This window comes from Rhizobium vallis, assembly GCF_003985155.1.
Classification (GTDB): domain Bacteria; phylum Pseudomonadota; class Alphaproteobacteria; order Rhizobiales; family Rhizobiaceae; genus Rhizobium; species Rhizobium vallis.
Genome location: NZ_ML133698.1, coordinates 152,788 through 169,005 on the forward strand (window position 1 = coordinate 152,788; position 16,218 = coordinate 169,005).

Here is a 16,218-nt window from a genome sequence, read left to right on the forward strand (position 1 = left end):
CGCTCTACTCCTTGGTCACGTCATGCCAGCGCGTCGACCAGGTCGTATGCCCGTGATAGCCCTTCACATTGGCGCGCATGACGTATGGGTCGGTTCGCTGGAAGAAGATGACGAGCGGCGAGGCCATGCCGGCGTAGATGCCATCCATCTTCTTGAAGATGTCGCTGCGCTTTTCCGTGTCGCGCTCCTTCATCGACTGGTCGATGAGCGTGTTGAGCTCGTCCACCTTCATGCCCGCACGCCAGAGATAATAGCTGCCGAGGCGCGCCTCGTCGCTGTTGTCGGGGTTGTAGGCATATTGCGTGGCGACGGCGAAGGGATCGGGCAGCCGGGCGCCGGAGTTGCCGAGCAGCACTTCGAATTTGCGCTCGCGGAAGGCGGGCGTGAATTCGCCGGGTACGAGATCGAGATCGAGACCGGCGGCCCGGGCACTTGCCTGCAGTGCTTCGGCGAAGGGCAGGGTCGCCGCACCCGACGGATTGAGCACCTTCTTCAGCCCGTTGGGATATCCGGCCTCCGCCAGCAGCTGCTTGGCCTTGGCGGGATCGTAATCGTAGTGGGCGGCAGCCTCGCCGGGAGCGCCGATCATGCCGCGCGGGACCATCGACTGCCAGGGAAAACCGGTATAGCGCATGATGTTGCCGGAGATCGCCTTCCAGTCGAAGGCGTGCTGGAAGGCCTCACGCACCTTCGGCTTCTGCAGGTCGGGATCTTTCTGGTTGAGGGCGATATAGTAGAAGCCGAGACCCGGAACGTTGTCGATGACCATATCCTTGTTGGTGGAAAGCGCATCGAGATCGCCGCTTGCCACATACTGGCCGATATCGACGTCGCCGGCTTCTAGCTGAAGCCTGAGATTGCCGGATTCCGGGATATGGCGGGCAACGACACGAGCCATGGCTGGCTTGCCGCCCCAGTATTTCGGCTGCGCATTGAAGATCGCCACATCGTTCGGCCGCCACTGCGCCAGACTGAACGGGCCGCTGCCGGCGGAATTGGCTGAAAGCCAGGCGCCGCCGAAATCGCCGTTCGCCTCATGCGACAGCACCGTCTTCTTGTCGACGATGCCGAGCGACGAGCCGGCGAGCGAATAGAGCACCAGGTCGGTATTGACCGCCTGCGGCAGCTCGATCTCCAGCGTGTGGTCGTCCTTGGCCCGAACCAGCTTCTCGACATTCTCGGGCTTAAAGCCCCAGAGCGCGACGTCAGTTGAGCCGACCTGGCCCATCTTGATGACGCGCTGGATCGACCAGGCCGCATCTTCGGCTGTGACCTTGTTGCCGCTCTGGAAGACGGCGTCGTCACGCAGGGTCAACGTGATGACCCTGCCATCCTGCGAGACGCTCCACTGCGTCGCAAGCATCGGCTTCAGTGTTTTCAGATCATCAGGCGACAGCTGCACAAGGTTGTCGTAGAGGTTCGAGATCAGCTCAGACACCGTGCGGGCATTGTTCTGAGCCGGATCGAGCGTTCTGATGCCGGTGAGATTGGTGCCGATGACCAGCATGTTGGGCGGCGACGCCGCGAGGGTGGGCTGCGCCGCCATCAGGGCGCCTGTTATCGCGATCGTCGTCAATAGCTGCTTGAGCATCTCAAGACCTCCCAATCCTGTTGCTTGCGGAAAATAGTGTCGAACTCAGCCGGCCGCCTTTGCGTCCCGCTGGTCTGCAGTGGTTTGAATATCGCCTTCGGCCTCCCAGCCCTGGAGCAGCCGATGCAGTTCCTCGCGGTCATGCTCATCGAGGCGCGGCAATCCCGGCACGCGCACGGGGCCGACATCGAGGCCGGAATAGGTGACGGCCTCCTTGACGACGGTCACGTTCGCGCCGTTGCGGAATTTGGTACGCATCCGCTCGAAGGGTTCGAGCTTGTTGACGATGGCTCTCGCCGCGGCGAAATCGCCTTTCTCAAGCGCGTCGTGGACGGCAAGCGAGAGTTTTGGCGCGACGTTGACGAGGCCGGATGTGAATCCGCGCGCGCCGGCTGCGGTGAATGTCGGCGCCCAGCTTTCCGCCAGGCCGCAGACGAATAGCGCGCCGGCAGGATCGGCCGCGGGGATTGCACGCGACAGCAGCATCAGGTCTGTTGTGGCGAACTTGATGCCGGCAATGTTGCCGTGATTGGCCAGCCGAACGATGTCGGCGACGGTGAAACCCTCGGCCCTGACATAGGCAACGAGCGGCAGGGTGGACGCATCGGCGAGATTGCAGAAATAGTCGATCTGGGCCGAGGGCGCCGCGAATGGATCGACGGGCTGATGCGACATGACCGCCGATGCGCCGATCGCCGCCGCATCCCTGGCCATGCCGATCGCCTCGTGCAGCGACCGGCCGATCGCCGCCGTCACCGGCGCCCGGCCGGCAACACCCGACACCGCCGCCTCGTGGACGATCCGGATTTCCTGCGGCGTCAGGGCATAGAATTCCCCGGTATTGCCAGCGGCGACGATGTTGTGAATGCCTGCCGCCGCCACCCGGGCATAGACCTTCGCCGTAATCTGAGGCTCGACTTCGCCTTTTCCGTCATAGGCGGTGACGGGAACGCCCGACACGCCGGTGAGCGCCTTGCGCATGATCGCGATGCTCATTGTTCTCCCCCGTTCGCTTTTCTTCCAGATGGTCGTCAGCCGAAGCGAAAGGGCGCCAGCCCCTCCGCATCGACATCGAAGGCAATGACCGTGCCTGCTTCGAAACGCCCGGTGCGGTCGGTCGACAGGCTCGTGACGTAGAGGGTGCTGAGGTCAGGCCCTCCGAAACACGGCATGGTCGGTGCCGCGACCGGCAGAATGAAGATCTCGACGATTTCGCCTTCGCTCGACAGGCGGTTGAGACGGCCGGCGGAGACGCCGGCGCTCCAGTAAAATCCGTCGCGATCGGTCGTCGCTCCGTCGGGGCGGCCCTGCTCTTCGGTAAAGCTGCGCAGCCGGCGGGCGGCGCCCAGCGCGCCGGTCTCAGGATCGAAATCGAAGGCCTGCAGGAAGCATTGCCGGCTGTCGGAGTGATACATCCGCCGGCCATCCGGCGACCAGGCAAGGCCATTGGAGCTCGTCAGTCCCGTTGCCACGGTGCGCGTGCTGCCATCGGCGCCCACCCGGTACAGTGCGGCCTCGTCGGTTTGCGGCTTGGCTTCGCTGATCGAGCCGACCCAGAAGTGTCCGTCGGGCCCGACCTTTCCATCGTTCAGGCGGCCATTGATCTCGCGCCCGACCGGATCGGAGAGAAATTCGAGATGGCGGGAGACGGGATCGAAGAGATGGACGCCGGTCTGGAGGCCGACAACGATCCTGTTGTCGCGGCAAAGGCCGAGGCAGCCGATCGCAGCCGGCATGTCGAAACGGTTGACTCTACCTTCGCACAAAATCCGGACGAGCGCTGGCGCCAGGATATCGACGAGCCATAGGGCGCCGGTCTCTTCGTCCCAAACGGGCGATTCACCGACCGTCAGCGGCTGCTCCAGCACCGAACGAACCTTCGGCTCAATGATACGCGGCGCCGTCACGAGACCGTCTCCAGGCCTTTGACGAGCCCCTCGGCATCGCGCATGCGGATGTCGCCGTCGTGATTGTATTCGCAGAACCCCCCGCCCTGGAACGTCAGGGCGACCTGGCCCTCGGCAACCTGCTCGATGCGGGCGTGATCGCGCGGGCGGTCTTGCGGGAGGTAGCCGAGCCTCGTCGCCAGATCGTTGTCCCACCATTTCTCGTCCGCATCGGAAACGCCGTAGACGACGGTTGCGGCGATCAGCGGATGGGTGAGCCCGATGCGAACCAATTGCGCCAGATCCCGCGCGCTGATCCAGATCGCGATCGCCCGCTCGCTGTTGGGATAGGTGCCCGCATTGCCGATGCGGATGGAAAGCGTGCGGATGCCTGACGTGTCGTAATAGAGCCCCGCCACCAGTTCGCCCCAGCATTTGGAAAGCCCGTAGGGGCTATCCGGCCGCATCGGATCGAGCGGCGATACGACCTCGCCACGCGGATAGAAGCCGGTCGTGTGGTTGCTCGAGGCATAGACCATCCGCTCAACCCCGTTGATCCGGGCAGCCTCGTAGAGATTGTATGTCCCAAGCACATTCGCCTGCAATATCGCGTTCATGTCGATGCCGCTTGCGATGCCGGCAAGGTGAATGACGCCGTCGATCCCGTTGAGAGCGGCCGTCGCCTCGTCGAGGTTGGCAAGATCGGCCTGGACGAAGCTTTCGTTTTCAGCCAGTTCGGCGGGTTCGTGAATGTCGATCAGGCGGAGGTGCTCGACATCGGGTCGAAGGAGCGGGCGCAGCAGCGTTCCGACACGTCCGGCAGCACCCGTCACAGCGATCCGTCTCATCGTCCGTCCTCCCATCATCGTTCAAACGCCCTGGAACATGCGGGCGCGCGCATTCAGTATGTGTCTCTTCATCGCATCGTGCGCTTCGGTTTCCCGCCGCGCGAAGATCGCCTCCACGATCACCGCATGCTCGTCCTGCACGCTGCGGATCTGCTCCGGCGTGCGCTTCAGGCTCAGGCTTCGCGTCACCGAATGGCCGATGGCGAAATGCAGCCTGAACCATTCGCGCACGGTGATGTGAAACTGATTGCCCGTCGCCATCGCAATCGCGTCATGCAGTGCCTGGTCCTCCTCGGCGCCGAGTTCGCCGTTCTTCAGACATTGCTCGATTGCGAGAAGCGCTGCCGTGATCCGCTCCTTGTCGGCTGGCTGCCAGTTTCGCGCCGCAAGCTCCGCCGCCTCAGCCTCGAGGCCGGCGCGGAACTCGAAGAACCGCTGCACATCCGCAAGCGAGCCGACCGGAACCATTTTCAGCATCGACGAATCCGGCCGCTGCCTGACGTAGGAGCCGGACCCCTTGCGCGACACGATGAGGCCGTCGGTTCTCAGCCTCTCCAGAGCCTCGCGCACCACGGGCCGCGACGCGCCGAAATCGGCGGCGAGCTTCGTCTCCGACGGCAACCGCTCGTTCACAGGAAACTTGCCGTCCGCGATCATCCCCACGATCTTCTCGTAGATGATGTCGCTGAAGCGCGTTGCGCCCCTGTTCGAAACGGCATCGACTGCAAACGTCATTTTCGTCCTTTTCTCTCCCGCCACATGGCCATTCACCCCATCGGCTCTTCGCCCGGCGAGCAGAAGCCAGATATGCCGTCTCGACCCTGCGCCAGCATGGCGCGATGCAGTCACCTGCTGTGATGTTGCCTGTGGACAGCATCTAACAGATTTGCCGCCTTCTTTCCATCGAGACTGTCTTCCCAATGGTTTTAACGCCTCGTTTGATGCTGCATCGCTAGCGAATCTGTAATTATCTGTCAACTCTTGTAATCATTTGAGAACGTGTCTATGGTCTCCTCCGCAGTGCCGAGGAGGGCGCGTAGCGGCGGGTCGGGAGCCCGCCGCGCCAGCCGGCACAAGGCCATAGCGGCATAAAAAGGGGAGGAACTCGATGTCCAAAGAAATACTGTCTGGCGGCGTTACCCGCCGCGCCGTGCTCGGTGGCATGGCCGGCGTCGCGGCATTGTCGCTTGCCGGCCGCGCCTTTGCCGCAGGCGGCGAAGCGCCTGATCTGGCGCAGCTCGTCAAGGACGGCAAGCTGCCGCCGCTGGCCGAGCGCTTGCCGAAAAAGCCGATGGTGGTGACGCCGTTCGAGAAGGTCGGCACCTATGGCGGCACGCTCCGCCGCGGCCTGCGCGGCTCATCCGACCATAACGGCATCCTGCGCATGGTCGGCAACCAGAGCCTCGTGCGCTGGAACCTCGATTTTACTGCCGTGCAGCCGAACCTTGCCGAACGTTGGGAGGTCAATGACGACGCAACGCAATTCACCTTCCATCTGATCGAAGGCGTGCGCTGGTCCGACGGTCATCCCTTTACATCAGACGACGTCGTTTTCGCGATCGAGGACTGCGTCAAGAACACCGAGCTTTACAGCTCGACGCCGGCGCAGCTTTCCGTCGCCGGCAAGCCGGTCACGGTCGAAAAGATCGATGATCATACGGTGAAATTCACCTTCGCGGCGGCGAACGCCCTTTATCTGGAAAACCTCGCGACGCCGCTCGGCCAGCATCCGACGCTCTTTCCGAAGCATTACTGCAGCCAGTTCCTGCCGAAATACAATCCAAACGTCGAAGCCGATGCGAAGAAGGCGGGCGTCACCAGCTGGACGGAGCTCTTCCGCAGCCGCTGCGGCGACATCGAAATCCCCTCGCGCTGGGGCAATGTCGACAAGCCGACGCTCGATCCGTGGGTCGTCAAGGAGCCCTATGCTGGCGGTGCGACGCGCGTCGTCATGACCCGCAACCCCTATTTCTGGCAGGTCGATACATCAGGCAATCAGCTTCCCTATATCGATGAGATCAATTTCGGCATCTCGCAGGACGTCGAATCGCTGATGCTGAACGTCATCTCCGGAAAGATCGATATCCAGGAACGCCACATCAGCGTGCTCGCCAACAAGCCGACGCTCTCCCAGAACATGCAGAAGGGCGATTACCGCCTGCTGACGCTGGTGCCTTCGGCCTCGCAGCAGTGCCAGATCTACTTCAACATCACCCACAAAGATCCTGCCATGCGCAAGATGTTTGCCGACAAGTCGTTCCGGCAGGCGCTGTCGATCGGTCTCAATCGCCAGGAACTCATCGACATCGTCTATTTCGGGCAGAGCGAACCCTATCAGGCCGGACCGCGTCCGACCCACCCCTGGTATCATGAGAAATATGCGCGCCAGTTCACCGAATTCGATGCCGACAAGGCGGGCGCGATGCTCGATCAAGCCGGCTACAAGAAGGGCGGCGACGGCTTCCGCCTTCGCCCGGATGGGCAGAAGGTGTTCTTCTCGATCGACGTCATTCCGACGCTCTATCCCGACCTCGTCGATGCGCTCGAACTGGTCAAGACGCATTGGGCCCAGATCGGCATCGACATGAAGGTCAACACGATCGAGCGGGCGCTCTACTACACCCGCGGCGACGACAATGCCCATGATGCGCAGGTATGGCCGGGGCCGGGCGGTCTCGATCCGATGCTCGACCCGCGCGATTTCTTCGCCTTCCATCCGCAAGGGTCGCGTTATGCCATTCCGTGGACGCTCTGGTATACGTCCAACGGCGCGCGCGGCGAGGAGCCGCCGGAAAGCCAGAAGAAGCGCATGAAGCTGTTCGACGAGGCGCGTTCGACGGCCGATCTCGACAAGCGCGGCGCGATCATGAAGCAGATCTTCGATATCGCGGCGGAGGAATTCGAGACGGTCGGCCTCTGCCTTGCCGTCGGCGGCTTCGGCATCATCCGCAACAATCTGCGCAATGTTCCCGAGAAAGAGCCGGACAGCTGGTCCTGGCCCAATCCGGGGCCGGCACTGCCGCAGCAATTCACCTTCACGAGCTGATTTCGATCTCAAGCGCCGTACCGTCAGGCACGGCGCTTTCTTTCAGGTTCGCTCTCCTCTTGCGGTCGTGAAAGCTGCAAGGGCCGGAGGGCGGCGTCCAAGCCGGGAGACGCTTCATGTTGGTGTTCATCGCCAAACGCTTTTTATGGATGATTCCATCGCTTTTTGCCGTCAGCTTCCTGGCTTTCGTGCTGATCCAGCTGCCGCCGGGCGATTATGTCACGACCTATATCGCGACGCTTGCGGCATCCAACGAGATCGTCGACCAGAACACGGCCGCGCAGCTGCGCGAGCGCTTCGGCTTGGATGATCCGATGCTCATCCAATATTTTAAATGGATATGGGGCATCCTTTCGCGCGGCGATTTCGGCATCTCCTTCGAGTGGCAGCAGCCGGTCTCGGATCTGATCTGGGAGCGCATGGCGCTGACCCTCGTGCTCGCCCTTTCGACATTGATTGCCACCTGGGCGATCGCGCTGCCGATCGGCGTCTTTTCCGCCGTGAAGAAATATTCGATCGGCGACTATCTGTTCACGGCTTTCGCCTTCTTCGGCCTGTCGGTTCCGTCATTCCTGCTGGCGCTGGTGCTGATGTACATCGCGGCGGTCGAATTCGGCCAGGATGTCGGCGGGCTGTTTTCGCCGGCCTATGAGACCGCGCCCTGGAGCTTTGCCAAGATGCTCGATCTCCTGACGCATCTCTGGCTTCCCGTCATCATCCTCGCGGTCTCCTCGACGGCGAGCCTCATCCGCGTCATGCGCGCGAACATGCTGGACGAGCTGCCGAAACCTTACGTGGTCACCGCGCGGGCAAAGGGCCTCTCGGAGTTCCGGCTGCTGATGAAATATCCTCTGATGATCGCGCTAAACCCGTTCATCTCGACCATCGCCTGGCTGCTTCCCAACCTGATTTCCGGCTCGGTCGTCGTCGCCATCGTCCTCAATCTGCCGACGGCCGCACCCTTGCTGCTGCAGGCGCTGATGGCCCAGGACATGTATCTTGCCGGCGCCTTCGTTCTGCTGATCTGCGCGCTGACGCTGATCGGCTCCCTGATCAGCGACATTCTTCTGGCGCTGGTCGATCCGCGCATCCGGCTGGAATAGGAGGCTGATATGGCTGACATCAGCATTACAAATCTGCAGCCGGATCGCGCCGCCGTCGCATCGCAATGGCAGCTCATCTGGTGGGCTTTCCGCCGGCATAAGCTGGCCATGGTGGCGCTCGTCGTCACGGTGATGATGTATATCGTCGCCTTGCTTCCCGGTTTCTTCGCCATCAACGATCCGAACCTTCAGAATGCGCGGGCGACATTTCACCCGCCGCAGAGAGTGCATCTGATCGACACTCAGAACGGCTTCTCCTTCGGCCTGCATTATTATCCGATGAAGCTGACCCGCGATCCGGAAACGCTCGCCGCCATCTTCAAGGAAGACACGACGAAGCGCGTCGATATCCAGCTCTTCGGCCGTGGCTACGAATATTCGGTGCTCGGCCTCTTCAGGTCGAACATTCATCTGATCGCCTCGCCCGACAAGACGACGCCGCTGCTTCTCTTCGGCGCCGACAGGCTCGGGCGCGACGTGTTCAGCCGAACGGTGCAGGGCTCGCAGGTCTCGCTGTCGATCGGCCTCGTCGGCGTCTTCTTCTCGCTGATGCTCGGCATCGTGCTCGGCGGCATATCGGGCTATTACGGCGGCCGCATCGATTTCTTCATGCAGCGGCTGATCGATTTCGTCCTGTCACTGCCGACAATCCCGATCTGGCTGGCGATGGCAGCGGCTCTGCCGCAGGACTGGCCGGCGACGCTGCAATATATGATGATCACGATCATCCTGTCGCTGACCGGCTGGGCGCAGCTCGCCCGCGTGGTGCGCGGCCGCTTCCTGTCCTTGCGCACCGAGGAATTCGTCGCCGCCGCACGGCTCGACGGCGTTCGCGAAAGACGCATCATCTTCCGCCACATGCTTCCGAGCTTTGCGAGCCACATCATCGCTTCGATCACCCTTGCGGTGCCGGCGATGATCCTTGCCGAAACCTCGCTCTCCTTCCTCGGGCTCGGGCTGCAGCCGCCGACCATTTCCTGGGGCGTACTGCTGCGCGAGGCCCAGAACATCCGCTCGATCGCCACGGCACCCTGGCTCTTCATGCCGGGCTGCGCCGTCGTGGTCGCCGTCATGGCGCTCAACCTTCTCGGCGACGGCCTGCGCGATGCGGCCGACCCCTACAACAAATGAGGCCGGCATGACCGATATCGTTCCCATTGCCGGCAAGCCGCTGCTCCAGGTCAAAAACCTCACCGTCGAGTTTCCCTTGCGCAATGGCGTCTTTCGCGCGGTCGACGACCTGTCCTTTTCGATCGAGCCGGGTAAGACGCTCTGCGTCGTCGGCGAAAGCGGCTCGGGCAAATCGGTGACGGCGCGCTCGATCCTGCAGATCGTCGATGCGCCCGGTCGCATTGCCGGCGGCTCGATCATATTGAACGATCAGAATGGCGGCTCGACCGATCTCACCAGCCTCAATCCGCGCGGGCGCCAGATCCGGGCGATCCGCGGCCGCGACATCGCCATGATCTTCCAGGAGCCGATGTCGTCGCTCTCGCCGATCCATACGGTGGGCAACCAGATCATCGAGGCGCTTCGCCTTCACACCAGGATGAGCAAGGCCGAAGCGCGGGCTGAAGCCATATCGCTGTTGAAGCAGGTGGAAATTCCTTCGGCTGATAAAGCGCTGGATCGCTATGCCTTCCAATATTCCGGCGGCATGCGCCAGCGCGCGATGATCGCCATGGCGCTTGCCTGCAAGCCGCAGCTCCTGATCGCCGACGAGCCGACCACGGCGCTCGACGTGACGACACAGGCCGAGATCCTCGACCTGATCGCCCGGCTGCAGAAGGCCAATGGCATGGCGGTTTTGTTCATCACGCATGACATGGGCGTGGTCGCGCAGATCGCTGACGACGTGCTCGTCATGCACAATGGCGTGGCCAAGGAATACGGGCCGGTCGAGCAAATCTTCCACGCGCCGCAGGACGATTATACCCGCATGCTGATCGGCTCGGTCCTGAAGCTGGAGGCGAAAGCCGAGATCCGGCTGGCGCGCCCGCCGCTCGACAGGACGAAAGCGCCGATCCTCGAGCTGCGCAACGTCTCGATGAATTTCGGCGAAGTGAGAGCGCTCGATGATGTCTCGATTTCGCTTCTGCCGGGCGAAACGCTCGGCATCGTCGGCGAGAGCGGCTCCGGCAAGACGACCATGGGTCGCTCGATCATGCGGCTGATCGATCCCTCGACCGGCGAAATCCTCTATCGCAACGCCGGCGGCGATATCATCGATCTCGCAACGGCAAGGGGTCCGGTGCTCGCCGCAGCAAGGCGCGAATTGCGCATGGTGTTCCAGGATCCTTTCGGCTCCCTCAATCCGCGCATGACCGTTTCCCAGATCATCGGCGAGCCGCTGCTCGTCAACGGCATCGCCAGGGGGCGGGCGCTGGAGGATCGGGTCTGCCATCTGATGGAGCAGGTCGGCCTCGATCCGAGGGCGCGCGAGCGCTATCCGCACGCCTTCTCCGGCGGCCAGCGCCAGCGCATCGGCATTGCCCGCGCCATCACGCTCAATCCGCGCGTCATCGTTGCCGACGAGGCGACCTCGGCGCTCGACGTCTCCGTACGCTCGCAGGTGCTCGATCTCTTGATGCGCCTGCAGGACGAGCTTGGCCTCGCCTATATCTTCATCAGCCACGATATCGGCGTCATCCGTTACATGTGCGATCGTGTCGGCGTCATGTACAAAGGCCAGCTCGTCGAAATCGGCGACGCGGAGAAGGTCTGCCGCACGCCCGAGCACGCCTATACCCAGGCGCTCCTTTCGGCGATCCCGCGGCCCGATCCGCGCGACCGCGATCACTCCAGGCGTTTCCGCTACGTCGAACCGGACAATTTGAAGAACGGGAGCTCTCAGAGATGAAGATCGCCCGGGATCCGAACATTTCTCATTTCAATCGCTAGAAGGACAGAATGATGAAGATCGACCGTATGCGGGTTTTCATGACCCGCGACAAGGACCGCCCCCGCGTGATCGTCGCCCTCGACACCGATGACGGCCTGACCGGCTGGGGCGAATGCTACAATCACGGCCCCGACAAAGCGCTGCCGCCGCTGCTCGATTATCTCTACGGCTTCATATCAGGCCAGGACCCGACGCGCGTCGAGTATCTCGTCAACCTGCTGATCCAGCAGAGCCGCTTCCCGCCGGGCGCGCTGGGGCTCGCCGCGATCTCCGCGCTCGACCACTGCCTGTGGGACCTTGCGGCGAAGGCGGCCAACGTGCCTGTTTACAAGCTGCTCGGCGGCGAGGTGCGCGACCGCATCAAGGTCTATGCCGGGGTCTACACCGCGCCCGATGCACCGGCCGCCCGCGAGGAATTCGACCGTCTCAAGGAAGAATGGGGCTTCACTGCCTTTAAGCTCAGCCCCTGGCGGATCGACATGCATGCCCATCGCTGGGGCAATGTCGTGAAAGCCTCGGCGGATTACTTCCGCTCGCTTCGCGAGACGGTTAACGACGAATACGAGATCGCCTTCGATGCCCATGCGAAGATTTTCGAGCCGGTCGCCGCGCGCCAGCTCGGCAATGCGCTGGCGCCCTACGATCCGCTGTTCTTCGAGGAGCCGCTGCGGCCCGAGAATATCGAGGCCTGGGGCGACCTGAAACAGGGTCTCAACTGCGTGCTGGCAACCGGTGAGTCGCTCTACAACAGAAACGAGTTCCTGCGGCTGCTGCAGGTCAAGGGCGCTGACCTCATCCAGCCCGACATCTGCGTCGTCGGCGGCATCAGCGAAATGCGCCGCATTGCAACGCTTGCCGAAGCCTACTTCGTCGGCGTCGCGCCGCACAACCCGATGGGGCCGCTGGCGACCGCGGTCAACGTTCACTTCTCGGCCGCGGCGCAGAATTTCCGCATCCTCGAATACCGGCTGCCGAAAGGCCAGGCCTATGTCTATGGCGGCCTCGACATCGAGAAGCGGCAAGGGGAAACCCGTTACGTCGTCGATCCCTACCTGCCGAAGGACGGTTATCTCGAACTGCGTCCAGACCGGCCCGGCTGGGGCGTCGAAATGGACGAAAAGGCCATGGAGGAGGAAGGTTACATCCATTGGCAGCGGCGCGTGCCGAAGCGGCCGGACGGCTCCTACGCCTTCGCCTGAGGCATTGCTTGCTCAAGAAACAGGAGCCGGCCGCTGTCCGCAAGGACACGGGCCGGCTCCCGCCGCAAAGACGTGGAGCCGGACAGGTGGGACGCTCGCCTGCCAATTCGTCGGCCACAGGGTGAAACCGAAAAAACCCCTGTGTTCATCATCCCCGTCGCGTTCGGTTAACACGGCTCACGGCCGGAAATTCTCAGAATGCGCGGCCTTTGCCCATAGAGCCGCGGGGTCGCGTTCGGCAAACCAAAGCCTATGTTCAAAGGATGGTTTTCTCAGGAAGAGGAGAGGGCCTTATCCACGCAGTCGACGTGCACCGGCATATCGCCAGTGGAGCGCCGCTTGCGTGCCTATCGACCCGACACCAAAGCTTAGCCGTTTCGATACTTCCCGATAATAGCAACCGAGATTCCCGCTCGCTAACCTTGCCTGAATGCCGCCGCCAAAGGAGCGCGGTGAGACCAAGCGCCCTCTAGACATCTTTCGGCAGCACTGAGCGAACCCTTGCGATGAAGACATGGAAGTCCCGCATGAAGGTGCGAAGGAAATTGGCGGTGGTGTCGTTCGTGACCTCGCCGTCATCGGTGATCAGCCCCGGTGTGAACTGGATATAGGCTTCCGGAGCATTCATCTGGGGCGAGTTGCAGAAACTGAGCACGCTGCGCAAATTCTGCTGGGCGACTGCCGTGCCTATCGCGCCCGGCGACGTGCCGATCACTGCCGACGGCTTGCGGGTGAACGAGTTGGTGCCGTAGGGGCGGCTCGCCCAGTCGATTGCGTTCTTCAGGCCGCCTGGTATGGATCTGTTATATTCAGGCGTGACGAACAGCACGGCGTCGACGGCGGCGATCGCCGCCTTGAACGCCCGGCCGGCCGGAGGGTAGTCGGCGTCATAGTCGTAGCTATAGAGCGGCAAGTCCTTGAAGGATATTTCCGACATTTCAAGTTCCGGCGGGGCGGACCGCACCAATGCCTTGGCGAGCTTGCGGTTGATCGAGCCCTTGGCGAGGCTGCCGATGAAATAGCCTACTTTATGCGTGGTCATGGTGTTCTCCGAGATCTCGCAGGAGGGGTCCCTTGTCCTTTGATCGCAACCAACTAATCGCCGACGAAGGTGACCGTCTCGGCGAGCGGCGCGCGGCCTGTGCGGGCGTAACTGACCGTGGGGTCCTCGTAGCCGATCGACATGCCGCAGAAGAGGATGAGCCCGTCCGGGGGTGACAGCACCTCTGCGACCGTCTCGCGAACCTGCGACCACGCCATCTGCGGGCAACTGTGCAGGCCTTCGGCGCGCAGCAGCAGCATGACCGTCTGCAGATACATGCCGACGTCGGCCCATTGGGGTAGGCCGAGATCACGGTCGATGTAGCAAAACAGGGCGGCGGGGGCGCCGAAACAGTTCCAGTTGGCGATTGCAGCCCGCTGGCGCGCCTCCCAGTCGTCGCGTGCAATGCCGAGTGCGCTATAGCGCTCCTTGCCGAAGGCCGACCGACGCTCCCCGTAGGGAGAGCCCATCGCGGGCGGGTACATCTCGTACTGCCGCTTGTCCCAGGGGTCGCCATGGGCCACGCGCTCGACGGCGGATGTCTTGAGCTCTGCCAGCTGTGGGCCGGTCATCACGTAGGTGTTCCACGGCTGGATGTTCGATCCTGACGGCGACCAGGCTGCGGCGGAGAGCACGCGCTCGAGCACCTCCCGCTCCACAGGTTTATCCTTGAATCCGCGCACCGACCGTCGACTTTTGACTGCCTCATATACGTCCATGATCGCCTCCATGCCGGCGGCGTTCTCGCCGTCCGTTCCTGATGCGGGCATTATCTCCATTCGCAAATGGAGGCGTAATCACACCGTGGTCTAGGAGGTGTACATCAAACGTACATCAGGGATCGATGCGTTCGAGGGGTACGTGGGCGAAGCATCGCGGGACTCCGCGCTACCGGATCATGAGCCGGAAGTGCAATGCTTCGCCGTTTCGTCAGGCGCCTACGGCTCGGGCGCAGTCCGCTTTGGGGCGGCGGTGCGTTCCGAAGATGTCGGAGAGCGTGTCGAGTATCGTCCTGGCCGCGCCGGATTGGAGGGAATAGTAGATCGTCTGGGCTGCCCGTCGCGTCTGCACGAGTTCCTGTTCCCGAAGAATGGACAAATGCTGGGAAGTCGAAGATTGGCTCAATCCCACCTCGTCGGCCAGAACCGTCACGGACATTTCTCCTTCGGCCAAGAGGCGCAGGATGTGAAGCCGTTTGGCATTGCCCATGGCCGACAGAAAGTTTGCTTCATCATCGAAGGCGTTGGTATCAGCGGAGGGTGCGACTGCGGATAGATTGTTCAATACGAGATCTCCTTTAAAAACCAAAGCCGGGGACCAAGTCATATCCCTGCGCTATAATTTAGAGATAGCGCATGCGTGCCAAATCGAAACCCATTGTTGGCGCCGCATCGTCTTTTGGGGCGCATATCGGATAGATCACGCATCATTTGGACATTGGCGGCGGGTCATGGCCGGGGCCTATGGGGAAAACCCTGTGGAAACCAGCCGCCGTTCGGCCGAATCTGAAAGACTTTGACGCGATTCAGCGCGCGCCGGCGGCCTGGCGCATTGGCGCGGGCAACGTTTCCCATGCCCGGATCAATTCGCCGATGGAGGCCGCCTCCATCTTGTGCATGACGTTGCTGCGATGCAGCTTGACCGTCACTTCGCTGATGCCGAGATCGAAGGCGATCTGCTTGTTGAGGCGTCCGTGCGCCACTTCATGCAGCACTTCGCGCTCGCGCTGCGTCAGCGTCTCCAGGCGTTCGATATTGCGATTGGCGATCGCGGCTTCCGCCCGCCGTTCGCCGTCCATGGCGATGGCAGCGGTCACGGCATCGAGCAGCGTCTGGTCCCGCACCGGTTTGGTCAGGAAATCAACGGCGCCTGCCTTCATCGCCTGGACCGTCATCGGGATGTCGCCATGCCCGGTGAGGAAGATGATCGGCTTGGAAATGCCGTTTTCGGCAAGATGGCGTTGCAGGTGCAGACCGCTCGTTCCGGGCATGCGCACATCGAGGATCAGACAGCCGGGGCTCTCCAGCATATTGGCGTCGAGCAATTCGCGGGTCGAGGCGAAACTGGCGGGCTGGAAGCCCGCCGACAGGATCAGTTCCGACAGCGCTTCGCGAATGGACGCGTCGTCATCGACGATGATGACGAGCGGCTGATCCTCTTGGCTTCTGCACTGCAGTGATGACGGCGCCGATCTCCGTGCCCAAGGCTGGTCAAGTCTCATGTCACCCTCCGTCTCTCTATTTGTGCAAAGCGTTGGCGATGGCCGTGAGCAGCGCCTGGGCATCGAAAGGCTTACGGAAAAATCCGCCCGCGCCTTGCGCCCGGCCCTGATCGGCTATCTCGTGGCGACCGGTGATGAGAAATACCGGCAGCTCCGGGCGCGATTTCCGCACCAGGTCGCGCAGTTCGAATCCATCGATGCCGGGCATTCCGATATCGGTGATGAGCAGGTCGAGGTCCGACAGGCCGTTGACGAGCAGCGAGCCCGCCGACGAGAAACCTCGGGCCACATAGCCTGCCGACTCCAGAAGGTCGCCCATCGATTCCAAGAGCCTTGGATCGTCATCGACAACTGCCACGACATGTCTTGTCTTGTTCATG

The 16,218-nt window shown here is 62.3% G+C and carries 15 protein-coding genes; 5 read left to right on the forward strand and 10 right to left on the reverse strand.

Annotated elements, in window-relative coordinates; genetic code table 11:
• Window positions 1–4: 4 nt before the first annotated feature.
• Genes EFQ99_RS28785 through EFQ99_RS28805 form a run of 5 tightly spaced genes read right to left on the reverse strand, consistent with a single transcriptional unit; the run spans window position 5 to window position 5,060 of the window.
• The gene (locus EFQ99_RS28785) at window positions 5–1,591 is read right to left on the reverse strand and encodes an ABC transporter substrate-binding protein (protein ID WP_126924558.1); all 1,587 of its coding nucleotides are present in this window, start codon (window positions 1,589–1,591) and stop codon (window positions 5–7) included.
• A 45-nt stretch (window positions 1,592–1,636) separates the two neighbouring features.
• Window positions 1,637–2,587, reverse strand: a complete 951-nt coding sequence (locus EFQ99_RS28790) for a dihydrodipicolinate synthase family protein (RefSeq protein ID WP_126924559.1) — start codon at window positions 2,585–2,587, stop codon at window positions 1,637–1,639.
• A gap of 35 nt (window positions 2,588–2,622) precedes the next feature.
• Window positions 2,623–3,498, reverse strand: a complete 876-nt coding sequence (locus EFQ99_RS28795; protein ID WP_126924560.1) for an SMP-30/gluconolactonase/LRE family protein — start codon at window positions 3,496–3,498, stop codon at window positions 2,623–2,625.
• A complete protein-coding gene (locus EFQ99_RS28800) occupies window positions 3,495–4,325 on the reverse strand; it encodes an NAD-dependent epimerase/dehydratase family protein (protein WP_126924561.1) in 831 nt (276 codons plus the stop codon). Before EFQ99_RS28800 ends, EFQ99_RS28795 begins: the two co-directional genes overlap by 4 nt.
• Window positions 4,326–4,346: 21 nt before the next feature.
• Complete coding sequence (locus EFQ99_RS28805; protein ID WP_126924562.1) at window positions 4,347–5,060, reverse strand: FadR/GntR family transcriptional regulator; 714 nt, start codon at window positions 5,058–5,060, stop codon at window positions 4,347–4,349.
• A 373-nt stretch (window positions 5,061–5,433) separates the two neighbouring features.
• Between EFQ99_RS28805 and EFQ99_RS28810 the strand changes: the two genes are divergently transcribed.
• The 5 genes from EFQ99_RS28810 (at window position 5,434) to EFQ99_RS28830 (ending at window position 12,575) form a co-directional block, all read left to right on the forward strand.
• Window positions 5,434–7,371 (forward strand): ABC transporter substrate-binding protein, encoded by a 1,938-nt coding sequence (locus EFQ99_RS28810; RefSeq protein WP_126924563.1) that lies wholly within the window; start codon window positions 5,434–5,436, stop codon window positions 7,369–7,371.
• 116 nt (window positions 7,372–7,487) lie between these two features.
• Window positions 7,488–8,474 carry an ABC transporter permease gene (locus EFQ99_RS28815; protein WP_126924564.1) on the forward strand — a complete coding sequence of 329 codons (987 nt, stop codon included), beginning with the start codon at window positions 7,488–7,490 and terminating at the stop codon, window positions 8,472–8,474.
• Window positions 8,475–8,483: 9 nt separating this feature from the next.
• A complete protein-coding gene (locus EFQ99_RS28820; protein ID WP_126924565.1) occupies window positions 8,484–9,605 on the forward strand; it encodes an ABC transporter permease in 1,122 nt (373 codons plus the stop codon).
• A 7-nt stretch (window positions 9,606–9,612) separates the two neighbouring features.
• The gene (locus tag EFQ99_RS28825; RefSeq protein WP_126924566.1) at window positions 9,613–11,334 is read left to right on the forward strand and encodes an ABC transporter ATP-binding protein; all 1,722 of its coding nucleotides are present in this window, start codon (window positions 9,613–9,615) and stop codon (window positions 11,332–11,334) included.
• 53 nt (window positions 11,335–11,387) lie between these two features.
• Window positions 11,388–12,575, forward strand: coding sequence for a galactarate dehydratase (locus EFQ99_RS28830; RefSeq protein WP_126924617.1), 1,188 nt, complete (start codon window positions 11,388–11,390; stop codon window positions 12,573–12,575).
• 469 nt (window positions 12,576–13,044) lie between these two features.
• Here the strand turns inward: EFQ99_RS28830 and EFQ99_RS28835 are convergent, their stop codons facing one another.
• From EFQ99_RS28835 to EFQ99_RS28855, 5 genes are all read right to left on the reverse strand, one after another.
• On the reverse strand, window positions 13,045–13,617 hold the full coding sequence (locus EFQ99_RS28835; RefSeq protein ID WP_126924567.1) for an NADPH-dependent FMN reductase: 573 nt from the start codon (window positions 13,615–13,617) through the stop codon (window positions 13,045–13,047).
• A gap of 53 nt (window positions 13,618–13,670) precedes the next feature.
• Window positions 13,671–14,336 carry a nitroreductase gene (locus tag EFQ99_RS28840; RefSeq protein ID WP_126924618.1) on the reverse strand — a complete coding sequence of 222 codons (666 nt, stop codon included), beginning with the start codon at window positions 14,334–14,336 and terminating at the stop codon, window positions 13,671–13,673.
• Window positions 14,337–14,547: 211 nt separating this feature from the next.
• A complete protein-coding gene (locus tag EFQ99_RS28845; protein ID WP_126924568.1) occupies window positions 14,548–14,901 on the reverse strand; it encodes an ArsR/SmtB family transcription factor in 354 nt (117 codons plus the stop codon).
• Window positions 14,902–15,142: 241 nt separating this feature from the next.
• The gene (locus EFQ99_RS28850; protein ID WP_126924569.1) at window positions 15,143–15,838 is read right to left on the reverse strand and encodes a response regulator transcription factor; all 696 of its coding nucleotides are present in this window, start codon (window positions 15,836–15,838) and stop codon (window positions 15,143–15,145) included.
• A 16-nt stretch (window positions 15,839–15,854) separates the two neighbouring features.
• Window positions 15,855–16,217, reverse strand: coding sequence for a response regulator (locus EFQ99_RS28855; protein WP_126924619.1), 363 nt, complete (start codon window positions 16,215–16,217; stop codon window positions 15,855–15,857).
• Window position 16,218: the final 1 nt, after the last annotated feature.

Bases quoted from the DNA above. Each gene is read 5' to 3' on its own strand.
- EFQ99_RS28790 (WP_126924559.1), bottom strand. From the start codon at position 2,587: ATGAGCATCGCGATCATGCGCAAGGCGCTCACCGGCGTGTCGGGCGTT.
- EFQ99_RS28825 (WP_126924566.1), top strand. From the start codon at position 9,613: ATGACCGATATCGTTCCCATTGCCGGCAAGCCGCTGCTCCAGGTCAAA.
- EFQ99_RS28785 (WP_126924558.1), bottom strand. From the start codon at position 1,591: ATGCTCAAGCAGCTATTGACGACGATCGCGATAACAGGCGCCCTGATG.
- EFQ99_RS28805 (WP_126924562.1), bottom strand. From the start codon at position 5,060: ATGACGTTTGCAGTCGATGCCGTTTCGAACAGGGGCGCAACGCGCTTC.
- EFQ99_RS28840 (WP_126924618.1), bottom strand. From the start codon at position 14,336: ATGGACGTATATGAGGCAGTCAAAAGTCGACGGTCGGTGCGCGGATTC.
- EFQ99_RS28820 (WP_126924565.1), top strand. From the start codon at position 8,484: ATGGCTGACATCAGCATTACAAATCTGCAGCCGGATCGCGCCGCCGTC.
- EFQ99_RS28855 (WP_126924619.1), bottom strand. From the start codon at position 16,217: ATGAACAAGACAAGACATGTCGTGGCAGTTGTCGATGACGATCCAAGG.
- EFQ99_RS28830 (WP_126924617.1), top strand. From the start codon at position 11,388: ATGAAGATCGACCGTATGCGGGTTTTCATGACCCGCGACAAGGACCGC.
- EFQ99_RS28800 (WP_126924561.1), bottom strand. From the start codon at position 4,325: ATGAGACGGATCGCTGTGACGGGTGCTGCCGGACGTGTCGGAACGCTG.
- EFQ99_RS28835 (WP_126924567.1), bottom strand. From the start codon at position 13,617: ATGACCACGCATAAAGTAGGCTATTTCATCGGCAGCCTCGCCAAGGGC.
- EFQ99_RS28850 (WP_126924569.1), bottom strand. From the start codon at position 15,838: ATGAGACTTGACCAGCCTTGGGCACGGAGATCGGCGCCGTCATCACTG.
- EFQ99_RS28810 (WP_126924563.1), top strand. From the start codon at position 5,434: ATGTCCAAAGAAATACTGTCTGGCGGCGTTACCCGCCGCGCCGTGCTC.
- EFQ99_RS28815 (WP_126924564.1), top strand. From the start codon at position 7,488: ATGTTGGTGTTCATCGCCAAACGCTTTTTATGGATGATTCCATCGCTT.